The following is a 20,405-nucleotide window of genomic DNA, read 5'->3' on the forward strand; positions in this document are numbered from 1 at the left end:
GCGCGCCCTACCGTCGAAAGGCCAGCCGCTTTTCGAACGAAGGAGTTCCCGTGGCCCACCGCTCGTCCTGGATGAACGACGACCTGGACGCTCTGGCCGATCTCGCGCATCGATTCTTCGACAAGGAGTGCGCGCCGCACGAAGAACGCTGGAACCAGCAGCAGCACGTCGATCGCGCGGTCTGGAACCGCGCGGGCGAACTCGGCCTGCTCTGCCTGAGCATTCCCGAGGAGTACGGCGGGGGCGGCGGCGATTTCCGGCACGAGGCGGTGGTGAGCATCGCGCAGGTGCAGACCCTGGCGCCGAGTCTCGGCAATCCGGTGCACTCCACGATCGTCGCGCACTACCTCAACAGCTACGGCACCGAGGAACAGAAGCGCGCCTGGCTGCCGAAGATGGCGTCCGGCGAGATCGTCGGGGCGATCGGCATGACCGAGCCCGGCACCGGCTCGGATCTGCAGAACATCAAGACCAAGGCGGTCGCCGACGGCGACGACTACGTGATCAGCGGCGCCAAGACCTTCATCTCCAACGGCCTGCTCGCCGATCTCGTCATCGTCGCCGCCAAGACCGCCGAAGGCAAAGGCGCGGACACGGTTTCGCTGATCGTGGTGGAGACCGACCGGCCCGGCTTCCGGCGCGGGCGCAACCTGCGCAAGATCGGCCAGCACGGCCAGGACACCTGCGAGCTGTTCTTCGACGAGGTGCGGGTGCCGAAGACGAACCTGCTCGGCACCGCCGAGGGGCAGGGCTTCATCCAGCTCATGCAGCAGCTGCCGCAGGAGCGGCTGATCCTCGCGGTCGCGGCCGCGGCGACCATCGAGAAGGCGGTCGAGCTGACCCTGGACTACACCCGGGAGCGCGAGGCCTTCGGCAAGCCCATCCTGAATTTCCAGAACACCCAGTTCACCCTCGCCGAGGCCGACACCGTCAAGTCGGTCGCCTGGGCCTTCCTCGACGACTGCGTCGCCAGACATCAACGCGGCGAACTGGATATCCCGACCGCGGCCAAGGCCAAGTGGTGGCTGACCGAGCAGCAGTGCAAGGTCGTGGACGAGTGCCTGCAGCTCTTCGGCGGCTACGGGTACATGGAGGAGTATCCGATCTCGCGGCTCTACACCGATTCCCGCATCCAGAAGATCTACGGCGGCACCAACGAGATCATGAAGCTGATCATCGGCCGGGGGCTGTAGGTCCGGTCAGCGCCCGGAACGCGGCGGCGACGTGCTCGATGCGCGCGTCCTCGAGTTCCGGGCGCGGGTAGGTGGTGCGCAGGATCGCCTCGCCGTCGAACATGTGGATCAGCGAGGTGGCCAGCAGCCGGGCCGCCTCGGGCGCGACCTCCGGCGTCAGCACGGCGACCGCGAGTTCCTCCAATTCGTCGTAGAGCTCGCGCAGGACCGGCGCGATCCGGAGCCGGAGTTCCGGCTCGGTGCGCGCGGCGACCAGCAGCTCCAGCCAGACGGTGTTGATGTCGCTGCGAATCTGCTTGCGCACCAGGTGCATCAGCGCCGCCAGATCGACCGGGTGCGGCACGCTCTCGGGGATGCGCAGCTCGGCCACGACGGCCAGGTGGCGGCGGCTGACCTCGCCGGCCGCCGCCACCACCAGATCCATGCGCGAATCGAAGTGCCGGAAGATGCCCGCCTTGGAGACGCCCGCGCGACTGCTGATCTCCCCGAGCGAGGTGCTGTGGTAGCCCACCTGCTCGATCGCCTCGATGGTGGCCTCGACCAGTTTGGCGATGGTGGCGGCGCTGCGCTCGGCCTGTGTTCGTCGCGCGTTGGTCACTTACCCTCCGGCTCGCAGGAAGCGGCCGGTGCGCCGGACGCCGAGCACCTCGGCGGGTCGGCCGTCGCCGAAGACGTACTGGCCACCGACGAACACGGCCGAAACGGCTTTGTCGTTCCTGTTGACCATACGAGCCAGGTTGCCATACATCGCCACGGGGGATTCGGCGTAGGCGTCGAGCGAATCGTCCAGGCCCGCCGGGTCGACCACGACCAGGTCGGCGCGGTCGCCCGGGCGCAGGTGCCCGGCCTCGACGCCGTACCAGTCGGCGAGCTCGCCGGTGAGCCGGTGCACCGCCTGCTCCAGCGTCATGAACGGCGCCCCCGCCTGCTCGGCGTGGTGGACGCGGCGCAGGAAGCGCAGCCCGAAGTTGTAGAAGGCCATGTTCCGCAGGTGCGCGCCCGCGTCGGAGAAGCCCAGCTGCACACCGGGATCGACGCTGAGCCGGTTCAGGATCTCGGGCCGGTGGTTGGAGATGGTGGTGCGCCAGCGCATCTTGGCGCCGTGCTCGACCACCAGGTCCAGGAACGCGTCGACCGGGTGCAGGCCGCCCCGATCCACACCGACCTGGCCGAAGGTCTTGCCGATCACGCTGCCGTCCGGGCAGTCCACGATCTCGGCGTCGAAGAAATCCCGGTGCCAGACCCGGATGCCGAACTTGGCGTCGTAGTCCTTGCGGAAGCGGCGGCGGTAGGCCTCGTCGCGCAGCAGCGCGTTGCGCTCGACCTGATCGGCCAGATGCAGTGCGGCCGCGCCGGAGCCGAACTCCTCGAAGATGACCAGGTCGATGCCGTCGGCGTAGACCTCGAACGGCACCGGCAGATGCTGCCAGCGGAAATCGCCGTTGAGCGCGTTGACCGCGCGGGCCAGGCCGCTCATCAGGTAGACGATGAGCGGGCTGGCCTTGAGGTCGGCGGCCGAGATCAGCGTGGTCTTGAGCCGCCGGCGCAGCAGGCCCGCGCTGGCGAAGATCATGGCCAGCAGGCGCGGCGGGTTCTCGATGTCGGGTCCGCCCTGGAGCAGCCGCCCGCGCCGGCGCAGAATCGCGTTGAGCCGCCGACGTTCCCGCCAGCCGGCGTAGGTGGAGGGCAGCGTCCGCGAGCGCGCGACCTCGCCGTCGAGCTTGTCGAACAGCAGCTGCTGGGCCGACATGCCGACGAATCCGGCGTCCAGCGCCTCGGTCAGCCAGGTTTCCATCCGGGCCTGCTCGGCGGCCGTGGGCCGCACGTCCTTGCGGGTGGCGCGATCCAGGCCCATGGCCGCGGTCCGGATATCCGAATGCCCGATCATGGCAGCCAGATTCGGGCCCAGCGGCAGGCGCTCCAGGGCTTCGGCGTATTCGCGCGCCGAACTCCAGGACTTGACCTCCGCGACGGTGCCGATGACGTGCGGGCGCGGGATCGCCTCGACCCGGCCGAACAGATCACCGGCGTCGGTGGGCCCGACGTGCACCGTCGAGAGCGAGCAGGAACCGAGCACGATGGTGGTCATGCCGTGCCGGACGGACTCGGCCAGCGCGGGTTCCTTCAGCACCTCGACGTCGTAGTGCGTGTGGATGTCCAGCATCCCCGGGAGCACCCATTTGCCCTCGGCGTCAACGACATTCGGGCAGCCGGTTTCGTCCAGCGGCTCGGCCGAGACCGTGACGACACGATCTCCCCGCAGGCCGAGGTGACGGAGGGCGGAGGGGGAACCGGCGCCGTCGAACCAGCGGCCGCCCCGGATGATCGTGTCATAGCTCACAGACAACATTGCAACCGATCGGTCACAAAGTGTCAAGAGGTGCGCGGCTACACCGCCGTGGCGCACGCGAAACCACCGGATAATTGGAAAGGACCCTGGACGGCTCTATTACTTTTGCGCCGTAAAGTGATAATTTCTCTCTGTAGCCGACCAGGCCGAATACTCATTTTCGCAGAGGGAGATTCCGGTGTCCAGGGCTTTACAGGGTGCCGTCGCAGGTGTTTGCGGAGTAATTCTCGGAGTCGTCGCGAGCCTCGCCGGGCCGGGTTTCGCCCGAGCCGAGGGCCCGGCGCTGATCGGCGGCACCGCGTATTTCGCGCTGGGCGGCTGGAACTGCTCGATCGCCGGTGACGGCGTCGTCGGCTGCGACCTGGTCGTCCCGGCCGCGTCGATGAACGTGCTGTACTCCGGAATTCAGGTTTCGGTGCCGAATGTGCCGGCCATCATTATCGATTCCACGGCCATGCCCGCCCGCCCGCAGTGGAACTCGAATGGCAGCCATACGCTGCCGGGTGGAAATCCCCCGTTACCGCGGATCGTCGCCGTCACCGACCACGACCCGCGATATTCGATCACCCATGCCGGCGCCACGTGCCAGATCACCTTCAAAGAGGTGGCGGTATGCACGTCGCTCGGGCACGGATTCAGTCAATGGGGACCGGTGCCGCACGGCTACTGATCCCCCTCGCCGCCCCGATTACCGGTACCAGATACCGGAATCCCAGGACCCGTAATTCCAGACGTTGAAATCGTATCGGCCGTGCGCGCCGCCGAAGAGGTAGCCCCACCAGCCTGCGGAGGTATCGCAGATCTGGTCGTCGCGGTTGCACACGGTCAGCGTCGGGAAGGGACCGAACCAGTCGTCCACGCCGGCCAGCGGATAGCCGACGAGCCCGCTGCCGGGCGTCGAGGACAATCCGCCCCAACCGGGCCCGGGAGCACGCTTGGGATCGGCCAGGAGAATGGCGTTGGCGTTGTCGACGTACTGGTTCGCGGTGACCCAGGCGTGCACGATGGCCGCGCCCTGGCTGTGCCCGATCAACCGGATGTGATCACCCGGGCACGCGTTGCGATGCCACCAGAACAGCCGGTTGAGTTCGTTCAGACCGGACAGCGCGTCGGCGGAGTTGTAGCCGACGGGTTGATTGACGAAGGGGACGAACACCGACGAGGCGTTGTCGCCCAGGCCGCCGATGCCGATGGACCACTCCCCGGTGCAGGGATCGGCGTCCGCCTTCGGCGTGGCGTGGTAGGAGAAGGAAAAGAGGATGGCCAACAGTAACGCGGCGAAGAGCGCCGTTGCTCTACGCATAATAGAACTTCTTAATTTTCGAGCCTCCGGGACGCGCCCGGCTTGAATGAGGTGTTCCCGGAAATTGCTGGCGTTCTTGTTTCCTGATGAAACAGTGACCTCGGCCCGAGTTGTATGGCCATAACGAGAGATTCGCCGACCCGGCGGTGGGCCAGGTCACACCCGGGAACGCGTGCGGGACGCAGCCGGGCACCGGCCCCGCCGGCGACGAGAATGTTAGGCGTTGCTGAAATCCCAGCCACATCAATGCGGTTCGGCCACGCGGGACGATAGGTTGTCCGCATGCAGTCAGCGTGCACAGCCTGCCCCGCCGTCCACACCAACCCGCTCGCCGACGGCCGCGCCAGCTATCACCTGCTGGCCGAGCGGGTCGCGGGCGCGCAGCGCTTCCTCGATCTCGGCTGCGGCGACGGCTCCCTGCTCGCGGTGCTCGCCGATCAGGGCGCACGCCATCTCGCGGGCGTCGACGCCTCCGAGACAGAGCTGTCGCGGGCGCACGCCCGGCCCGAATTGGCCGCGGCCGCACTGTATCTGGGCCGCGCCGAGGAGCTGCCCTTCGCCGACGGCTCCTTCGACGCGGTGGTCTCGCACCTGGCGCTGCCGCAGATGACCGACGTCGAGCAGGTGCTCACCGAGACCGCGCGGGTGCTGGTGCCGCACGGGCGCTTCGTGACCTCACTGGCCGCCCGGCCCGAACCGGCCAGCGGTTACGACCTCTTCCTCACCCTCGCCCGGCAGCACTTCGCGGCGACCGGCCCGGACCGGACCGTCCTGGCGGCGGGCCCCGAACCCTGCACCCGCGAAGACCTGTCCGACCTGCTGACCCCGGTCGGTCTCGAGGTCGTGCACTGGGAGCAGTTCACCCTGGGCGCGCCCGGCCCGCCCGAGGAGATCTGGCAGAGCGCGGTCGAGAAGTACTGCGACACCTCACTTCTCGAGGCCGGCGAGCTGACCACGCTCCGCCACAAGTTCATCGCCCAGGCACCGCGCCTCGCCCAGGCGGGCAAACTCGCGCCCGGCGAACGCGTGACGATCGCGACGACCGAACGCAGCGCGGTGACCGCGCCGGTAGCCGCCTATGTCTGGGACTGATCCTCCAGACACGCGAAGGCCCCCCGCCGAAAACGGCAGGGGGCCTTACTCGTCGGAGCGCTTACGCGTCGGCGGCGGCCAGCACCGGAGCGGTGGCGATCCGGTCCAGACGCGGGTAGGTCGGGTACTCGATGCCCGAGATGTACTGCACGGTGCGCACCACCTGGCAGGAGTAGCCGAATTCGTTGTCGTACCAGACGTAGAGGATCGCGGTGTCCCCCTCGACGATGGTGGCGTTGGCGTCGATGATCGAGGCCGCGCGCGAGCCGATGAAGTCGCTGGAGACGACGTCGGTGGCGGCGGTGTAGTCCAGGTTGCGGCTCAGCGGGCCCGACAGCGAGACCTGGCGCAGGTAGGCGAGCACGTCGGTCTTGGTGGTCTCCTGCTTCAGCTGCAGGTTCAGGATCGCGACCGAAACATCCGGCGTGGGAACGCGAATCGAGTTCCCGGTGATCTTGGCCTGGAAGTCGGGCATCGCCTTGGCGACCGCCGAGGCGGCGCCGGTCTCGGTGAGCACCAGGTTGAACGGCGCGGAGCGGCCGCGACGGTCGGCGGAGTGGTAGTTGTCCAGCAGGTTCTGGTCGTTGGTGAACGAGTGCACCGTCTCCACGTGCCCGCGCACGATGCCGTACTCGTCCTCCATCGCCTTGAGCGGCGGGACGATCGCGTTGGTGGTGCAGGACGCGCAGGAGAAGATCTGCTGCGACGGGTCGTGATCGCGGTGGTTGACGCCGTGCACGATATTGGGGACATCGCCCTTGCCGGGCGCGGTCAGCACGACCTTGGCGATGCCGGGGCGCAGGTGCTGCTCGAGACCCGCGCGGTCGCGCCACTTGCCGGTGTTGTCGACGAGGATGGCGTCGGAGATCCCGTACCGCGTGTAATCGATCGAGGTGGGGTCGTTGCTGTAGATGAACTTGATCACGTTGCCGTTGGCGGTGATGGTCTCGTTCTCGACGTCGACCTTGATGGTGCCGTTGAACTTGCCGTGCACCGAATCCCGGCGCAGCAGCGACGCGCGCTTGACCAGATCGTCCGCGCCGCCCTTGCGGACCACCACCGCGCGCAGGTTGAGCCCGTTGCCCGAGCCGGCCTTCTCGATCAGCAGGCGGGTGACCAGCCGGCCGATCCGGCCGAAACCGTAGAGCACGACATCGCGCGGGCCCGCCGACTGCGCCTTGTTGCCGCCGAGCACCTCGCTCAGCACGTCCTCGGCGTACTCGCGCGGGGTGAGCGCGCGCTCGTCGGCCCGATAGTTCATGGCCAGCTGGCCGATGTCGATCTTGCAGGGACCCAGGTCCAGATCGGCGAGCACCTGCAGGAAGGGCAGGGTCTCGTCCACCGACAGCTCTTCGCCCTCGATCTGGCGCGCGAACCGGTGCGTCCGCAGGATGCTGATCACCGACTTGTTCACCAGCGGGCGGCTGTGCAGCAGGATCGTCACACCCTTGGCCCGGTACAGCGTGCCGATGAGCGGGATCATCGCCTCCGCGGCGGCTTCCTGAGCATTCCAGCGGTCAAGATGTTCGGTAGTCAACACAGATCCTCGGGTCTCCTCGATATGTTCGCCCTATCGATGCTAGTGAGCGCCCAGATTTCACCGAGGGCGGCTACCCACCGGTGAGATCTGCGCCATGCCCGGCCCCGGAGTGGATCACCGGCTAGCGGCGATCCTCGCCGCCGATGCGGTGATCGATCGCGCGCCATTCGCGTTCCCAGCGCGCCGCGCGGCGGGTGCTCAGCAGCAGGGTGGTGAGCCAGGTCGCGGCCAGGGCGCCGCCCCAGATCGCGCACAGCATCGTCAACCCGGCGCTGATGCCCTCGGTCGCGGCGGCGCTGGTGGGCACGGGCGCCGGGGCCGGATTGCCGTCCGGGCCGAGCCAGATGCGCACCTCGGTGCCCGGCACCGATCCGGCCGGCACCTCGACGGTCGCCGAGCCGGAGCGGTCCTGCCAGGTCCAGCGGACGGGGGCGGTGTGCACGTCGAGGGTGACCGCGCCGCGGTTCAGCGGCGCGGTCAGCTGCTGCGGATCCTGCTCGACGGTGGCGCTCACCGCGACCTTGGCGGCGTTGGCGGCATCGATCCGGGCCGCGGCGGTGCTGTAGGCTGCGGTGCCGGCCGCACCCGCCAGCGGCACGGCGGCCAGCACCACGAGCGCGGCGAGCAGCCGGAGCAGGACCTCGCACCGATCCGAGGGACGCATCAGCGGGTTGGAATTCCACGGGCGCAACTGCCACATCCGCGCCGCCGGCCCCGTCTGCTTCGGCATCCGGATCACCTCTGTTCCACGCCAGGTCACCGCGTCGATCGGGACCGCTGCCTTCGATATTCCCGTTCGTGTCACGGTTACCCAGCGATTTCACCACTTCCGGCGAACGGCGTCAGCCGGATAGCCAGAGCGCATCACGCTGGATGGCAGCTGTTTTCGAAGCCCGCGAAGCTCAGCGCGCCGCAGAAGTGAGTGGCGGCCGAGATCGCGGCCACGCGGAAGGGTTTGCCCTTGTCGTCGATGGTGGTACTGCCCTGGCGGCCCAGCCCGATCCAGGTGAGTTCGATGACGAACTCACAGTCGCAGGTCTGCGTGCGGGCGCTCACCTCGAAGCTCTCGGCGTCGGAAAGCTTGACCTGGTAGGGGAATTGGATGGGCCGGCGCTGGATCGGCGGCACGTTGGAGCCGTAGCTCGGCTCGTAGTAATCGCTCAGCGTGGGCGGGTCGGTGTCCAGATCGGCGGCCACGTAACGGTACGGGTTGTCCCCCGCGCCCGAATCGATGACGTGGGTGCCGGGGAACGCCGGACGGCGGTCGGTGACCCGCACCGTGAGGCCCGTCAATGTCACCTCGGCCTCCGACGTGCCCTGCACCGTGAAATCGACGACCAGGGCCGTCGCGGGCACGGCCCGCACATCCTGGACCCACTTCTTCCAGCGCTCGTCCAGCCGGTCCCAGTCGCCGTCGAAAGCCGGGAGCGTCGCGGGGTTTTCCACCACGCGCGATGTCATCCAGCCCACGCCGCTGGGGCGGCGCGCCTCCGACACCACGGTGAACGGCTGCCCCTTGCCGTCGGCTTTCTTCCGGTCGGAGTCGGAGGGCACCAGCACCGCGGCGATCACCGTCGCGGCGACGCCGGCGCCGATGGCCGCGAGCCACCCGCCGAACGGTTTCGCACGGCGCGCCAGCGCCGCCCCGCGACGCTCGGCCGCGGGCTCCGGCGCCGCGGGCTCGGGCGCGGCAGCCTCTTCCTCCACCCGTTCAGGGTACGGCGGGAAACACTGCGCGCGAACGTCTTTCACCCAATCGAAACCCTGGACGCGCGCGTACCGCCGGGCAACAGCGCGAACACACCGACGTCCGCGACCATGGCGGCCACCGGAGCGCGCGCCTACTTGGCGTCTCCGTAGCAGTCCACGATCGCGGTCGTGAACGGGAAACGCACCGGCGTCGCACCGAAGGCCGCGCGGCCGGCGGCGTCGCCCGCGGTGGTGATCGCGGCGGCGACGGTGTCGGCCTCCTCGGCCGGGCAGTGCACGATCACCTCGTCGTGCTGGAAGAAGACCAGTTCGGCGCGCAGGCCGGCGCGGGACAGGCTGGTGCGCAGACCCGCCAGCACCAGCAGCGCCCATTCGGCGGCACTGCCCTGCACGACGAAGTTGCGGGTGAACCGGCCCCGGGCGCGCGCCGCCGCGGTGGGGCCGTCGGAACCCTCCGAGGCGTGTTCGGGCGCGGGCGGACAGGTGCGGCCCAGCCAGGTGCGGACCAGACGCCCCTGCTCACCCGCCGCGGCGGCCTCGTCGACGTAGGCGACCGCCGCCGGATAGCGCCGGCGCAGTTCGGCCATGTGGGAGCGGGCATCGCCCGAGGTCTGGCCGTAGATGGCGCCGAGCATGGCGATCTTGGCCTGGGCCCGGTCACCGGCGAAGGCCCGGGCGGCGAGATCGGCGTACATGTCCTCGCCGCGACCGGCCACGTCCATCAGGCCCGGATCGCGGGAGATGGCGGCGAGCACGCGCGGCTCCATCTGCGCGGCGTCGGCCACCACCAGTCGCCAGCCGGGATCGGCGCGGATGGCCTGGCGGATCACCTTCGGAATCTGGAGCGCGCCACCGCCGTTGGTGGTCCAGCGCCCGCTGACCGTGCCGCCTGGCAGGTACTCCGGGCGGAACCGGCCCTCGTGCACCCACTGCTCGAGCCAGGACCAGCCGTGCGCGGTGTAGAGACGGTACAGCGTCTTGTAGGCGAGTAATGGTTCGACGGCCGGATGATCGATCTCCTGCAACTCCCATTTCCGGGTGGAGGACAGCAGGATCCCGGCCCGCCCGAACGCCTTGATGATGTCGTTGGGCAGATCCGGCCGGACCCGCACGCCGAACGCCCGCGACACCTCGGCCGCCAGCTCCGCCATCCGCTGCGGCTCACCGCCGCCCGACATCCGTTCGCCCAGCAGATTTTCCAGCAGGTCGCGGTGGACGTCGGCGCGCCACGGGATCCCGGCCCGCGCCATCTCCGCGGCCACCAGCATGCCCGCGGACTCGGCGGCGAGCAGCAGCCGCATGCGCTCGGGGTGTTCGGTTTTCGCCGTCCGCGCCACCTGATCGGCGTATACCGCCAGCAGCGCGGTGAATTCGTCGGCGCCGCTGGGCAACGGCGGCGGCGCGGACTCGAACAGCGACGGCTGGGTGTCGGCCGCCCGCACCGGCGCGTCCGCCGGGACCGGCAGATCGTGCAGCCGGGCCCACGCGGCCGCCAGCGAACGCGGCTGCCCCGCCTGGCCGTGCTCGTGCCCGATCAGCAGCGCCTCGGCCGCCTCCACGTCATAGCAGCGCTCGACGCGCACCCCGGCGGCCAGCAGCCGCCGGGAGATCTCGGCGGTCGAACGCCAGACCCAGCGCTGCACCTGCGGCCGCGCGGCGATGGCCGCCGCGAGCACGGGCTCGTGCAGCACGGGCCCCGCGGGCCGCCCCTCGCCATCGAGTGGACACAACCGCGCACCGCCCGTTTCGGTCTCCGCCACGGCCCATCGCATGTCCGAGAGTCTCGCACCGGCCACCGACAGCTTCCGCGCCGCGGATCAAGGGCACATGACGGTTTCCACGAAACGGTCCACGGCCGCGGTGTAGCCGGGGCCGGCCGCGTCGGTGATCGACATGGTCAGGGCGTAGCGGCCGTCGGGGCTGCGCAGCGCCAGCGAGCCGAACCCGTTGACATAGCCGTTGTGCCCGTGGCCGAGACAGCCGTGATCATCGAGCCGGAACTCGTAGAGCCCCAGGCCGTAGTCGTAAGCGGCGTTGACGTGCCGGAACGCGCGCATCTCGGCGAGCAGGTGCGGCGGCAGCAGGCGGCCGTCGGTCAGGGCGGTGAGGAAGGTGTGCAGGTCCCGGGTCGAGGAGACGATGCCGCCGGCCGCCCAGACGTAGGAGGGGTTCTGGTCGGTGACGTCGACCAGACCGCCGCCGTAGTCGTAGTAGCCGTGCGCGTGCGGGCCGAGGATGCGGTCGAAGGTCTGCGGGATACCGGTGCTCAGCATGAGCAGCGGCAGGGTGATCCGGCTGTAGACGTGGAAGTGGTACGGCAGCCCTGACACCCGCTCGATCAGCAGACCCGCCACGATGTAGTTGGTGTTGGAGTACGCCCAGCCGCTGCCGGGCGCGAACTGCAACGGCTTGCCGGTGGCCCAGTGCACGAAGTCCGCGGGCTGCCAGGTGCGGCGGATGTCGGCGACGGAGTCGCCGACCAGCGGCGGGTAGCCCGCGCCGCCGTTGAGGTAGTCCAGCAGGCCGCTGGTCTGGCCGAGGATCATCCGCACGGTGATGCGCGGGTCGACGCCGAATTCCGGCAGCCAGCGCGCCACCGAATCCTCCAGCCCGATGCGGCCGTCGCCGACCAGTTGCAGCAGCGCGGTCGCGGTGAAGGTTTTGGTGATGCTGCCGATCCGGAAGCGCGCGCCGGGCGGAACAGGGTCCGGCCGTCCCAGCTGCACGACGCCGGCCGACCCGTCCCAGGCGCCGCCCGGCGTCTGGACGTGGGCCTGCACACCGGCCGCGCCACGCGCGACGATCTCCTCCAACGCGCGCTGGAACCCGCCGGGGTCGGCGGCCGCGGGTGTTTCGGTGGAGCCCGCGAACAGGGCCGCGGCGGTGAGGACGAGCAGGACTCGACGCATGTCGCGGACAGTATCGGCGATCGGGATCCGGCACTCGGCGACACGCTTCGCGCACACCGATTCGCGACCCTGCTGTTTCCGTCCCGGCAACACCCTTGATCACTGTCCCAGACAGAACTATCCTGGAGGCACAACCGCAGTCGAAAGGCCGGGCCATCGTGGGCACAGCAGCGAACGGCGCACGAGCGCCGCGGAATTCGAGCCCGGACGTCGAAGTGGCCGTGATCGGCGCGGGCCCCGGCGGATTGGCCGCGGCGGTGAAACTGAAGCGGGCGGGGGTCACCGATTTCCTGGTCGTCGAACGCGCCGACGAGGTCGGCGGGAGCTGGCACGAAAACCATTACCCGGGGCTCGAAGTCGACATCCCCTCGATCGCCTACCAGTACTCCTTCGCCCGCAATCCCGGCTGGAGCCGGGTATTCGCCGCCGGCCCGGAGGTGAAGCAGTACCACATCGATGTCGCCCGCCGCTTCGGTCTCTACCCGCACATCCGCTTCGGCACGACGGTCACCGCCGAGGAGTGGGACGAGGCGAATCATTGCTGGCGGCTGCGCCTGGCCGGGGGCGGCCTGCTGACCGCGCGGTTCGTCATCAGCGCGGTCGGCGCGTTCATCAGCGCCCGGACAGATCCCGGCATCCCCGGCCTCGCGGACTACCGGGGCATCTGGCAGCGGCCCTCGAACTGGGACGACGAGTACGACCTGACCGGCAAGCGCGTCGCGATCATCGGCACGGGCGCGAGTTCGGTGCAGATCACCCCGGCCATCGCCGGAAAAGTGCACAGCCTCAGCGTGTTCCAGCGCACCCCCGTGTGGTGCGTGCCCAAGCCGAACCCCCGGATTCCCGCCGCCGTCCGGTTCGCGCTCCGCACGCCGGGTCTCCAGGCGGCGACGCACGGCGCGTCACTGGTGGTGGTCGACGGGGTGCTGCGGGTGCTGTCGAACGCGCCGATGGCGCTCGTGCGCCCCACCCTGCGCACGGTGGACGCCGTCGCCATCCGCGGCTACCGGGGGCTGCTCCGGCTGCTGGTCGACGACCCGGCGACCCGGGCGGCGCTGACCCCGGACTACGGCCCGATCGCCAAGCGCCCCACCGCGAACACCGGCTATCTGCTCGCGTTCAATCGCGACAACGTCGAATTGGTCACCACGCCGATCGAACGCTGCACCGCGCACGGCATCCGGACCGCCGACGGCGTCGACCGCGAGTTCGACATGATCGTCCTCGCCACCGGATACCACGTCTTCTCCGATCCCGAGACCTACACGCCGGGCCTGGTCGTCGGCCGCGACGGACTCGACCTCGGCGCGTTCTTCGCCGAGCACGGCCTGCAGATGTACGAGAGCGTCGCACTGCCGGGCCTGCCCAACCGCTGGACCCTGGTCGGTCCGTACTCGTGGTCGGGCACCGGCTGGCACGCCTTCGTCGAGCTGACCGCCGACCACGCGGTGCGGGCGATCAGCGAAGCCCGCAGGCGCGCCGCGACTTTCGTGGCCGTCCGGCAGGAGGCGCACGACGCCTACCACCGCCGGATCTACCGGCACGGCGCGGCCATGCGCTGGTATCTGGCCGAACTCAATGCCCACGTGCCGACCTACTACCGCAACTCCCAGGGCGACAGCACTTACATCCGGCCCACCGGCTACTTCCGCGCGCGGCGTGGACATCGCCGATTCCCCTTCTCCGACTACGAGTTCGACGTCCAGCGCCCGGGGGCGCGATCCGCCCCCGAGTCCCCCGCTCGCGCAGGAGTGCCCGATGGAACTGCCCCGATCACTGCGAATCGCCCTCGGCGCGACGAGTTACGGCATCGATGACCGCCGCTTGGCCCCCGCCGTCGCCGGGCAGGTGATCCTGGTGACCGGTGCGTCCTCCGGCGTCGGCCGGGCCACCGCCCTGCGGCTGGCCGACAACGGCGCGACCGTGCTCGCGGTGGCGCGCCGCGCGGAGCTGCTGGCGCGGCTGCGCGACGAGGTCACCGGGCCGGGCCTCGTTCATCCCTATCCCACCGATCTCACCGACCTCGACGCCTGCACCGAACTGGTGCGCCGGGCACTGGCCGAGCACGGGCGGGTGGACGTATTCGTCAGCAACGCGGGCAAATCGATCCGGCGCTGGCTGACCGATTCGCTGGACCGGTGGGACAACGTCGAAGACACCACCCTGGTCAACTACCTCGCGCCGGTGCGGCTGGTCATGGAACTACTGCCGGGCATGCGGGCGCGCCGCCACGGTCACATCGTCAACATCAGCACCGCGGGCGTGCACGTGCCCGCCGTGGGCTGGACCAACTACCTGGCCACCAAGGCGGCGTTCACCGCCTGGATGCGCGGAGCCGCACCGGAATTGCGCGCCGACGGCATCACCTCCACCGCGGTGCACCTGCAACTGGTGCGCTCGGACATGCTCGGCCCCTCCCGCATCTTCCGGTATCTGCCGGGCAACACCTGCGCGGAGGCCGCGAGCGTGGTGTGCCGGGCGATCGTGGACCGGCCGCTGGCGATCCGGCCGTGGTTCGAGCGCGCCGGAACGCCCGTGCTCTACGCCCTCGACAATGTGCGGCCCGCCCAGCACGCCCTGACCCGGTATGCCGCGGCGGGTAATTGGAACAACCGGCCCACCGATTGGGCCCGGCCGCTCGCGGCCGTGGAAACCGTCGCCCATCTGCTCGACGACACGGTGACCGTGGCGAGCCGCATACCACGCAGCGGCGTGCTGAACCTGGTGCCGCCCAGCCGGATTCCGCAAACGCTGTGGTCGCTGCGCGGCGGGATCGGATTGTCCACGCCGCTGGCGAGTTTCGCGGCCCGCTTCCCGGATCGCGCCGCCGTCGTCGACGACGACGGCGCGATCACGGCCGCGCAGTTGCAGCAGCGGGTGGAGCGGCTGGCCGCGGCCATGCGCACGCGCTGGTCGGTGCGCCGGGGCAGCCGGGTCGGCGTCCTGTGCCGCAACCATCGCGGTTTCGCCGAAGCTCTCTACGCCGCCGCGCGCCTGTCCGCGGACGTGGTGCCGCTGAACTACGGCTTCGCCGGACCGCAGATCGGCGAGGTGCTGCGCCGCGAACGGGTGGACCTGCTCTGCTACGACGCCGAATTCCATTCCGAGATAGAGAAATCCGGGTATCGGGGGCAGCGGCTGGTCACCCGTGGCGCGCCCGGCGGCGTGCCGACGGTGCCGGAGCTGATCGCCGTCGGCGGCGCGCCGCTGCGCGAACCCGCCTACGGCGGCTCGATCATCCTGCTCACCGGCGGCACCACCGGTGTCCCGAAAGGCGCGCCCCGGCAAATGGGCCTGCCGATGACCGCCGTCCTGAATCCCCGGATGCTGCTCGCGATCTCGGATCTGGCCGGGCTGCGGCCGGTCCCGCGACTCGGCGAGCCGATGATCATCGCGCCGCCGCTGCACCACACCTACGGGTTCTTCGCCTTGCTGGCCGCCTTCGCCTTGGGCTCCACGGCGGTGGTGCACGAAAGGTTCGACGCCGAAACGGTGCTGCGCGACATCGAGCGGCACGGCGCCCGGATCGCGTGCCTGGTGCCGACCATGCTGAAACGAATCATGGATCTGCCGCCGGAGATTCGCGGCCGCTACGACACCGGCAGCTTGCAGATGGTGCCGTGCGGCGCCGCTCCCCTGCCACCGTGGCTGGCCCTGGCCTTCATGGACGAGTTCGGTGACGTGCTGTTCAACGGGTACGCCGCCACCGAGACCGGGATCGGCTCCCTGGCCACGCCCGCGGATCTGCGCGCCGCTCCGGGCACCGTCGGCAGGCCGCCGACCGGGCTCGTCGATATCCGGATCGTCGACGAGGCGGGCCGCGAACTGCCCGCGGGAACCACCGGACGGATCGTCAACAAGAACCCCTCGCTGTTCCACGGGTACAGCGACGGACGGCACAAGACCATGGTCGGCGCGCACATGGATTCCGGTGACCTGGGTCATTTCGACGCCGCGGGCCGGCTGTTCATCGATGGCCGCTCCGACGACATGATCGTCTCCGGCGGCGAGAACGTCTTCCCACAGGAGGTCGAGGAAACCTTGCTCGCCCACCCCGCCGTGGCCGACGCGGGCGCGATCGGGGTGCCCGACGAGGATTTCGGGCAGCGGCTGGCCGCGTGTGTCGTGCGCCGGGCCGGAATGGAAACCTCTGTCGCGGAACTGAAATCGTTCGTCAAGGAGCGGCTGGCGAACTACAAGGTGCCGCGCGAGATCGTCTTCGTCGCGGAATTGCCGCGCACCACGGCCGGAAAACTCCGCCGGCAGCAACTGCCGGACCTGCTCGTCCAGGAGCCGGCCGGCTCCACCGCTTCCCGACAATGAGGTCTCCCATGAGTTCCACCAATGGTTCCCGCGTAGCTCCGCAGCACGAGGTCGCGATCATCGGCGCCGGTTTCGGCGGCATCGGCGCGGGCGTGGCGCTGCGCCGGATCGGCGTCGAGAACTTCGTCATCCTCGACAAGTGGCCCCGGGTCGGCGGAACCTGGCTGGCCAACACCTATCCCGGAGTGGCGGTGGATGTTCCGTCGCCGGTCTACAACTTCTCCTTCCAGCCGCGATCGCAGTGGTCGCGCTTCTTCGCGCCCGGCAACGAGATTCAGCGCTATGCGGAGGAGGTCGTGGACCAGCAGGGCCTGCGGCCCAAGCTGCGGCTCGGATCCGGTGCGGTGCGCGGCACCTTCGACGAGAACAACGACCTGTGGCGCATCGCCCTCGACGACGGGTCCGAGGTGACCGCCCGCTTCGTCATCGGAGCCGTCGGCGGCCTGGAGCAGCCGAACAACCCGCCGATCGCGGGTGTCGGCGACTACACCGGCAAGATCATGCACAGCTCCCGCTGGGACCACGACTACGACTATCGCGGGCAGCGGGTCGCCGTCATCGGCACCGGCGCCACCGCGCTGCAAGCCATTCCGGAACTCGCCAAAACGGCCGCGCACCTGACGGTCTACCAGCGCCGCGCCATCTGGATCGGCCCCAAACTCGACTTCCCGATGGGCCGCACGCTCAACGGCGTCCTGAACTTCGCGCCCCTGCAGAAGACGGTGCGCTTCGTCGGCAACGCCGGAGTGAACGTCGGCCTCGGCGCCGGGCTCGCGGCCTCGAACTACCCGCGTCTCACCTCGGCCGGACTCACCCTCGGCGAAACCGCCCTCAAGGCTTACCTTTTCAGCCAGGTGCGCGACCCGGAACTGCGCCGCAAACTCACCCCCGACTACCGCCTCGGCTGCAAGCGCCCCTCCATCTCCAACGACTACTTCAAGACCTTCACCGAACCGCACGTCGACCTCGTCACCGACCCCATCGCGCGCTTCACCCGGACCGGCATCGTCACCGCCGACGGCAACGCCCGCGACTTCGACATGGTGGTGTGCGCCACCGGCTTCAAGGTGATGGAGAAGGGCTACACCCCGCCGTACCCCATATACGGCCGCGGCGGAATCGAACTCGGCCAGTTCTGGGACGAGAACCGCTTCCAGGCGTACCAGGGCGTCTCCCTGCCCGGGTTCCCGAATTCGTTCCTGATCACCGGCCCCTACGGCTACGCCCCCGGCTCCTACATCCCGCTGATCGAATCCACCGCCGCGCACGCCGCCCGCGTGATCGAGGAGACCCGCCGCCGCGGCGCGACCCGGGCGGAGGTGCGCCAGGAACCGCACGACCGCTACTTCGCCCGAATGGACCGGCGCGCCAAACGAACCCACCTGTTCACCCAGGGCTGCGTCACCTCGAACACCTACTACATCAACTATCAGGGCGACGGGGCCGCCTTCCGCCCCTCCACCCAGCTCGAAATGTACTGGGAGAACCGGCATTTCCCACTCGACGACTACCAGTACACCAGCGTCGCCGCACTGGTTCCCAGCGCGGCCGCCCCGCGCTAGCGCCGCTCGGCGACGGTCACCACATCACGCACCAGCGAGGTCCCGAACAGCGGCCGGCGCACCCGCCGCTGTTCGACCACCTCGAACCCGCTGTCTGCCAGCATCGTCCGCATCTCCCCCGGCGACGGCCAGTACATCGCCTCCCGTACCAGCGCGGGCTGCAACACCCCCGTCAACGGCCCTTCCGGATTGAACACCACCAGGGCCAGCAGCCCACCCGGCCGCAGCACCCGATGAAACTCCGCCACCGCGGGCCCATGATTGAAGAACGGGAACGCGTGCGTCGACACCACCGCGTCCAACTCCCCCTCGGCCAACCCGAGATCCTCGGCCGGCCGCTGCCGCCACAGCACCCGGTCCGTGCGCGCCCGCGCCCGCCTGAGCATCCCCGCCGCCGCGTCGAACCCGTACACCGTCTCCACCGGCAGATCCGCCCGGATCCGACTCGCCAAAATCCCCGTCCCACAACCGACATCGGCCACCCGCCGCCCCCCGTGCACCGCCAGCCGCGCGATGATCTCGTCCTGCGGCGGCCGATACATCAACCGCTGCACCGGCGGAAAGTCGTAGACCCGCGCCACCCGCCCCCAGCCTCGGTGCACGAATCGGTTGAGTGGTCGGGTGGATGCGGTCATCATGAGCCCTCCGTCGCCAACTGTCCCAGACGAAATACTGACATGGTCGGTCCCCGCCTTGCTACCCTTTGCGCGAAGGCTTGATATTTCTGAAACGGGGGCATCATCTGATGTCTTACAAAAGCGACATGATCGATCTGATCGACCGCGCCCGCAAGCTATGGCTCGACGAATACGACTACTACGTCGAAGCGAATGCGCCCACCGCCGCCATGGACGACCCCACCGGCCAGCAATGGTGGATCGATGAGCGCGCCAAATGCCGAGACGAACTCGACGCCCTCGAAACCCGGCTCATGCGCTTCACTCAGGGCAGCGCGACCGCCCTGGATCGCATGTTCGGAGCTCTCGACGAACAACGCGAGGCCATGGAACATCGCCGAGAAGAAGGCGACCTCGATCTCCTCACCACCCTGCTCTCCGGCTGGTCCGGCGCCGCCGCGGACGCCTACCGCATCGGCGGCGGCGCCGAATTCCCCGAACTCCACGACAACCAGATCGAGTTCCTGCGCGGCATCCTCCGGGCGCTGGCCGGGTGGCGGAAATTGTTCACCGAGTCCCGCGAGCAAGCGAAGAAGATCGCCGAGCTCGCCGGCGACGACGACCGCAGCGGCGGCTTCAAGAACGTCTTCCTGCTCGGCGCGGCGGTAACCGCCGCCATCGGCACCCTCAGCTGGCCCCCGCTGGCCGCGGCCTCGATCGCCTTCCTCGGTGAAATCGCCTCCGGCTACCCACCGTCGGACCGCGAACCCCCGCCGCGGAACGAATACAACATCCGCGGCCGGCGGCGCGAGCGAATCGAGCGCGCCGTCACCGCCGCGGACGACCTCCTCGCCGACGTCGACCGCGAACGCGAAGACCTCCTCGCCACCATCCGCAGCGATGCCGCGAACATCCCCGCCGAAGCAATCATCCTGGGCTCCACCGTCCCCCACGGCGTACTGAAAATGCACGACCGCGACCAGGTCGCGACCGACATCGCCAGCCTCTGGCTGGCCGGCGCCAAAGTCTTTCCCCACCTGGCCGTCGGCTTCGAGGACTCCAACCGCGGCATCCACGGCGCCGTCGACGGCTCCACATGGCTCGCCTTCGACACCGACCTCCTCACCGGCGCCGGCCCCCAATGGACCGACCTCTGCACCACCCTCACCGACGCCCTAGTCACCTCCCGCGACTACCTCGACACCCTCAGCGACCGCTTCCTCACCGCCGCCGCCGACTACACCGCCGCCGAAGACGCCTCCCGAACCCAGATCGAAGAAGCCTGCCGCGCCCTGGAGGCCCACTGGCAAACGCGCGACAAAACCGAACAGCGCACCCTCGACACCCTCCCCGCCCCCGAACCCCCCTCCTCGAGGGTGATCATCTTCTGAGCCGGTCGCTCCAGCACCACCACGGCTTCCACGATCAACAGCGCCCGCGTGCCACTCGGCGCAAGGGCGCGGACCACGGGCTCCTCGACGACTCCCCCCGATGCGACGTGGTGCGATCCGATCGATGAGCAGGCAGGACGAGCGGCGAGAACTGCCGCTCCGCGTCCCGCCGCGCAACCTGGAATGCCAGGAGTTCCAAGACCTCCCGCAAGGTAAATCCCAGTTCCGCGGCCCGGATCCCGGCTACTTCGAGGACCAGGTCCGCGTCGATCGGTGCGGGGTCGCTCAGTGCTTCGTCGAGGACCATTACGTTGATCGCGGCCGGACCGCCGAATACTCGACCCGGGATCCAAGTCGAGTGCCAATGATCGAAGAAGTCATCTGCTAGCCAGACGAATTCGGGTGTCTTATCGCT

The 20,405-nt window shown here is 69.3% G+C and carries 17 protein-coding genes; 8 read left to right on the forward strand and 9 right to left on the reverse strand.

The features are described 5' to 3' along the window. Positions 1-50 precede the first annotated feature (50 nt). Positions 51-1,193, forward strand: a complete 1,143-nt coding sequence (locus AB0I43_RS20835; RefSeq protein WP_356975568.1) for an acyl-CoA dehydrogenase family protein — start codon at positions 51-53, stop codon at positions 1,191-1,193. Here AB0I43_RS20835 and AB0I43_RS20840 read toward each other — a convergent pair. Both AB0I43_RS20840 and AB0I43_RS20845 read right to left on the reverse strand, forming a co-directional pair. Next, positions 1,174-1,791, reverse strand: coding sequence for a TetR/AcrR family transcriptional regulator (locus AB0I43_RS20840; RefSeq protein ID WP_357432554.1), 618 nt, complete (start codon positions 1,789-1,791; stop codon positions 1,174-1,176). The two genes, AB0I43_RS20835 and AB0I43_RS20840, sit on opposite strands and share 20 nt — an antisense overlap. Further along, a complete protein-coding gene (locus AB0I43_RS20845; RefSeq protein ID WP_357432555.1) occupies positions 1,792-3,534 on the reverse strand; it encodes an amidohydrolase family protein in 1,743 nt (580 codons plus the stop codon). It abuts the gene before it with no gap. A 187-nt stretch (positions 3,535-3,721) separates the two neighbouring features. Between AB0I43_RS20845 and AB0I43_RS20850 the strand changes: the two genes are divergently transcribed. Continuing rightward, complete coding sequence (locus AB0I43_RS20850; protein WP_356975564.1) at positions 3,722-4,213, forward strand: hypothetical protein; 492 nt, start codon at positions 3,722-3,724, stop codon at positions 4,211-4,213. Between the two features lie 18 nt (positions 4,214-4,231). Here the strand turns inward: AB0I43_RS20850 and AB0I43_RS20855 are convergent, their stop codons facing one another. Then, positions 4,232-4,846 (reverse strand): cutinase family protein, encoded by a 615-nt coding sequence (locus AB0I43_RS20855; protein ID WP_356975563.1) that lies wholly within the window; start codon positions 4,844-4,846, stop codon positions 4,232-4,234. Between the two features lie 282 nt (positions 4,847-5,128). Here AB0I43_RS20855 and AB0I43_RS20860 point away from each other — a divergent pair, with 282 nt between their 5' ends. Next, positions 5,129-5,938, forward strand: a complete 810-nt coding sequence (locus AB0I43_RS20860; protein ID WP_357432556.1) for a class I SAM-dependent methyltransferase — start codon at positions 5,129-5,131, stop codon at positions 5,936-5,938. A gap of 61 nt (positions 5,939-5,999) precedes the next feature. Here AB0I43_RS20860 and AB0I43_RS20865 read toward each other — a convergent pair whose 3' ends face one another. The 5 genes from AB0I43_RS20865 to AB0I43_RS20885 form a co-directional block, all read right to left on the reverse strand. Next, positions 6,000-7,475: a glyceraldehyde-3-phosphate dehydrogenase gene (locus AB0I43_RS20865; protein WP_357432557.1), complete on the reverse strand. Its 1,476-nt coding sequence runs from the start codon at positions 7,473-7,475 to the stop codon at positions 6,000-6,002. A 124-nt stretch (positions 7,476-7,599) separates the two neighbouring features. Continuing rightward, positions 7,600-8,208, reverse strand: a complete 609-nt coding sequence (locus tag AB0I43_RS20870; protein WP_357432558.1) for a hypothetical protein — start codon at positions 8,206-8,208, stop codon at positions 7,600-7,602. 134 nt (positions 8,209-8,342) lie between these two features. Next, complete coding sequence (locus AB0I43_RS20875) at positions 8,343-9,185, reverse strand: hypothetical protein (RefSeq protein WP_357432559.1); 843 nt, start codon at positions 9,183-9,185, stop codon at positions 8,343-8,345. A gap of 134 nt (positions 9,186-9,319) precedes the next feature. Next, positions 9,320-10,960: a bifunctional 3'-5' exonuclease/DNA polymerase gene (locus AB0I43_RS20880; protein WP_357432560.1), complete on the reverse strand. Its 1,641-nt coding sequence runs from the start codon at positions 10,958-10,960 to the stop codon at positions 9,320-9,322. A 45-nt stretch (positions 10,961-11,005) separates the two neighbouring features. Then, positions 11,006-12,097 carry a serine hydrolase domain-containing protein gene (locus AB0I43_RS20885; protein ID WP_357432561.1) on the reverse strand — a complete coding sequence of 364 codons (1,092 nt, stop codon included), beginning with the start codon at positions 12,095-12,097 and terminating at the stop codon, positions 11,006-11,008. A gap of 158 nt (positions 12,098-12,255) precedes the next feature. Here AB0I43_RS20885 and AB0I43_RS20890 point away from each other — a divergent pair, with 158 nt between their 5' ends. The 3 genes from AB0I43_RS20890 to AB0I43_RS20900 are packed head-to-tail and all read left to right on the forward strand — an operon-like array spanning position 12,256 to position 17,982. After that, on the forward strand, positions 12,256-13,914 hold the full coding sequence (locus tag AB0I43_RS20890) for an NAD(P)/FAD-dependent oxidoreductase (RefSeq protein ID WP_357432562.1): 1,659 nt from the start codon (positions 12,256-12,258) through the stop codon (positions 13,912-13,914). After that, positions 13,856-16,420 carry an SDR family NAD(P)-dependent oxidoreductase gene (locus AB0I43_RS20895; protein WP_357432563.1) on the forward strand — a complete coding sequence of 855 codons (2,565 nt, stop codon included), beginning with the start codon at positions 13,856-13,858 and terminating at the stop codon, positions 16,418-16,420. Before AB0I43_RS20890 ends, AB0I43_RS20895 begins: the two co-directional genes overlap by 59 nt. Before the next feature lie 8 nt (positions 16,421-16,428). Then, positions 16,429-17,982 (forward strand): NAD(P)/FAD-dependent oxidoreductase, encoded by a 1,554-nt coding sequence (locus AB0I43_RS20900; protein ID WP_357432564.1) that lies wholly within the window; start codon positions 16,429-16,431, stop codon positions 17,980-17,982. On the opposite strand, the gene AB0I43_RS20905 is transcribed toward AB0I43_RS20900, so the two are convergent. Further along, positions 17,979-18,620: a methyltransferase domain-containing protein gene (locus AB0I43_RS20905; protein WP_357432565.1), complete on the reverse strand. Its 642-nt coding sequence runs from the start codon at positions 18,618-18,620 to the stop codon at positions 17,979-17,981. The genes AB0I43_RS20900 and AB0I43_RS20905 overlap by 4 nt on opposite strands. A gap of 125 nt (positions 18,621-18,745) precedes the next feature. Here AB0I43_RS20905 and AB0I43_RS20910 point away from each other — a divergent pair, with 125 nt between their 5' ends. Both AB0I43_RS20910 and AB0I43_RS20915 read left to right on the forward strand, forming a co-directional pair. Further along, complete coding sequence (locus AB0I43_RS20910; protein ID WP_357432566.1) at positions 18,746-19,990, forward strand: hypothetical protein; 1,245 nt, start codon at positions 18,746-18,748, stop codon at positions 19,988-19,990. A 124-nt stretch (positions 19,991-20,114) separates the two neighbouring features. Next, complete coding sequence (locus tag AB0I43_RS20915) at positions 20,115-20,378, forward strand: hypothetical protein (RefSeq protein ID WP_356975548.1); 264 nt, start codon at positions 20,115-20,117, stop codon at positions 20,376-20,378. The last annotated feature ends 27 nt before the right edge of the window (positions 20,379-20,405 follow it).

The sequence above is a fragment of the Nocardia sp. NPDC050435 genome (assembly GCF_040655395.1).
Classification (GTDB): domain Bacteria; phylum Actinomycetota; class Actinomycetes; order Mycobacteriales; family Mycobacteriaceae; genus Nocardia.

What these genes read in the sequence shown, in the direction of transcription:
- AB0I43_RS20885 (WP_357432561.1), bottom strand. Translation starts at nt 12,097, where the DNA reads ATGCGTCGAGTCCTGCTCGTCCTCACCGCCGCGGCCCTGTTCGCGGGC.
- AB0I43_RS20895 (WP_357432563.1), top strand. Translation starts at nt 13,856, where the DNA reads ATGGAACTGCCCCGATCACTGCGAATCGCCCTCGGCGCGACGAGTTAC.
- AB0I43_RS20915 (WP_356975548.1), top strand. Translation starts at nt 20,115, where the DNA reads ATGAGCAGGCAGGACGAGCGGCGAGAACTGCCGCTCCGCGTCCCGCCG.
- AB0I43_RS20900 (WP_357432564.1), top strand. Translation starts at nt 16,429, where the DNA reads ATGAGTTCCACCAATGGTTCCCGCGTAGCTCCGCAGCACGAGGTCGCG.
- AB0I43_RS20880 (WP_357432560.1), bottom strand. Translation starts at nt 10,960, where the DNA reads ATGCGATGGGCCGTGGCGGAGACCGAAACGGGCGGTGCGCGGTTGTGT.
- AB0I43_RS20910 (WP_357432566.1), top strand. Translation starts at nt 18,746, where the DNA reads ATGATCGATCTGATCGACCGCGCCCGCAAGCTATGGCTCGACGAATAC.
- AB0I43_RS20905 (WP_357432565.1), bottom strand. Translation starts at nt 18,620, where the DNA reads ATGATGACCGCATCCACCCGACCACTCAACCGATTCGTGCACCGAGGC.
- AB0I43_RS20870 (WP_357432558.1), bottom strand. Translation starts at nt 8,208, where the DNA reads ATGCCGAAGCAGACGGGGCCGGCGGCGCGGATGTGGCAGTTGCGCCCG.
- AB0I43_RS20855 (WP_356975563.1), bottom strand. Translation starts at nt 4,846, where the DNA reads ATGCGTAGAGCAACGGCGCTCTTCGCCGCGTTACTGTTGGCCATCCTC.
- AB0I43_RS20860 (WP_357432556.1), top strand. Translation starts at nt 5,129, where the DNA reads ATGCAGTCAGCGTGCACAGCCTGCCCCGCCGTCCACACCAACCCGCTC.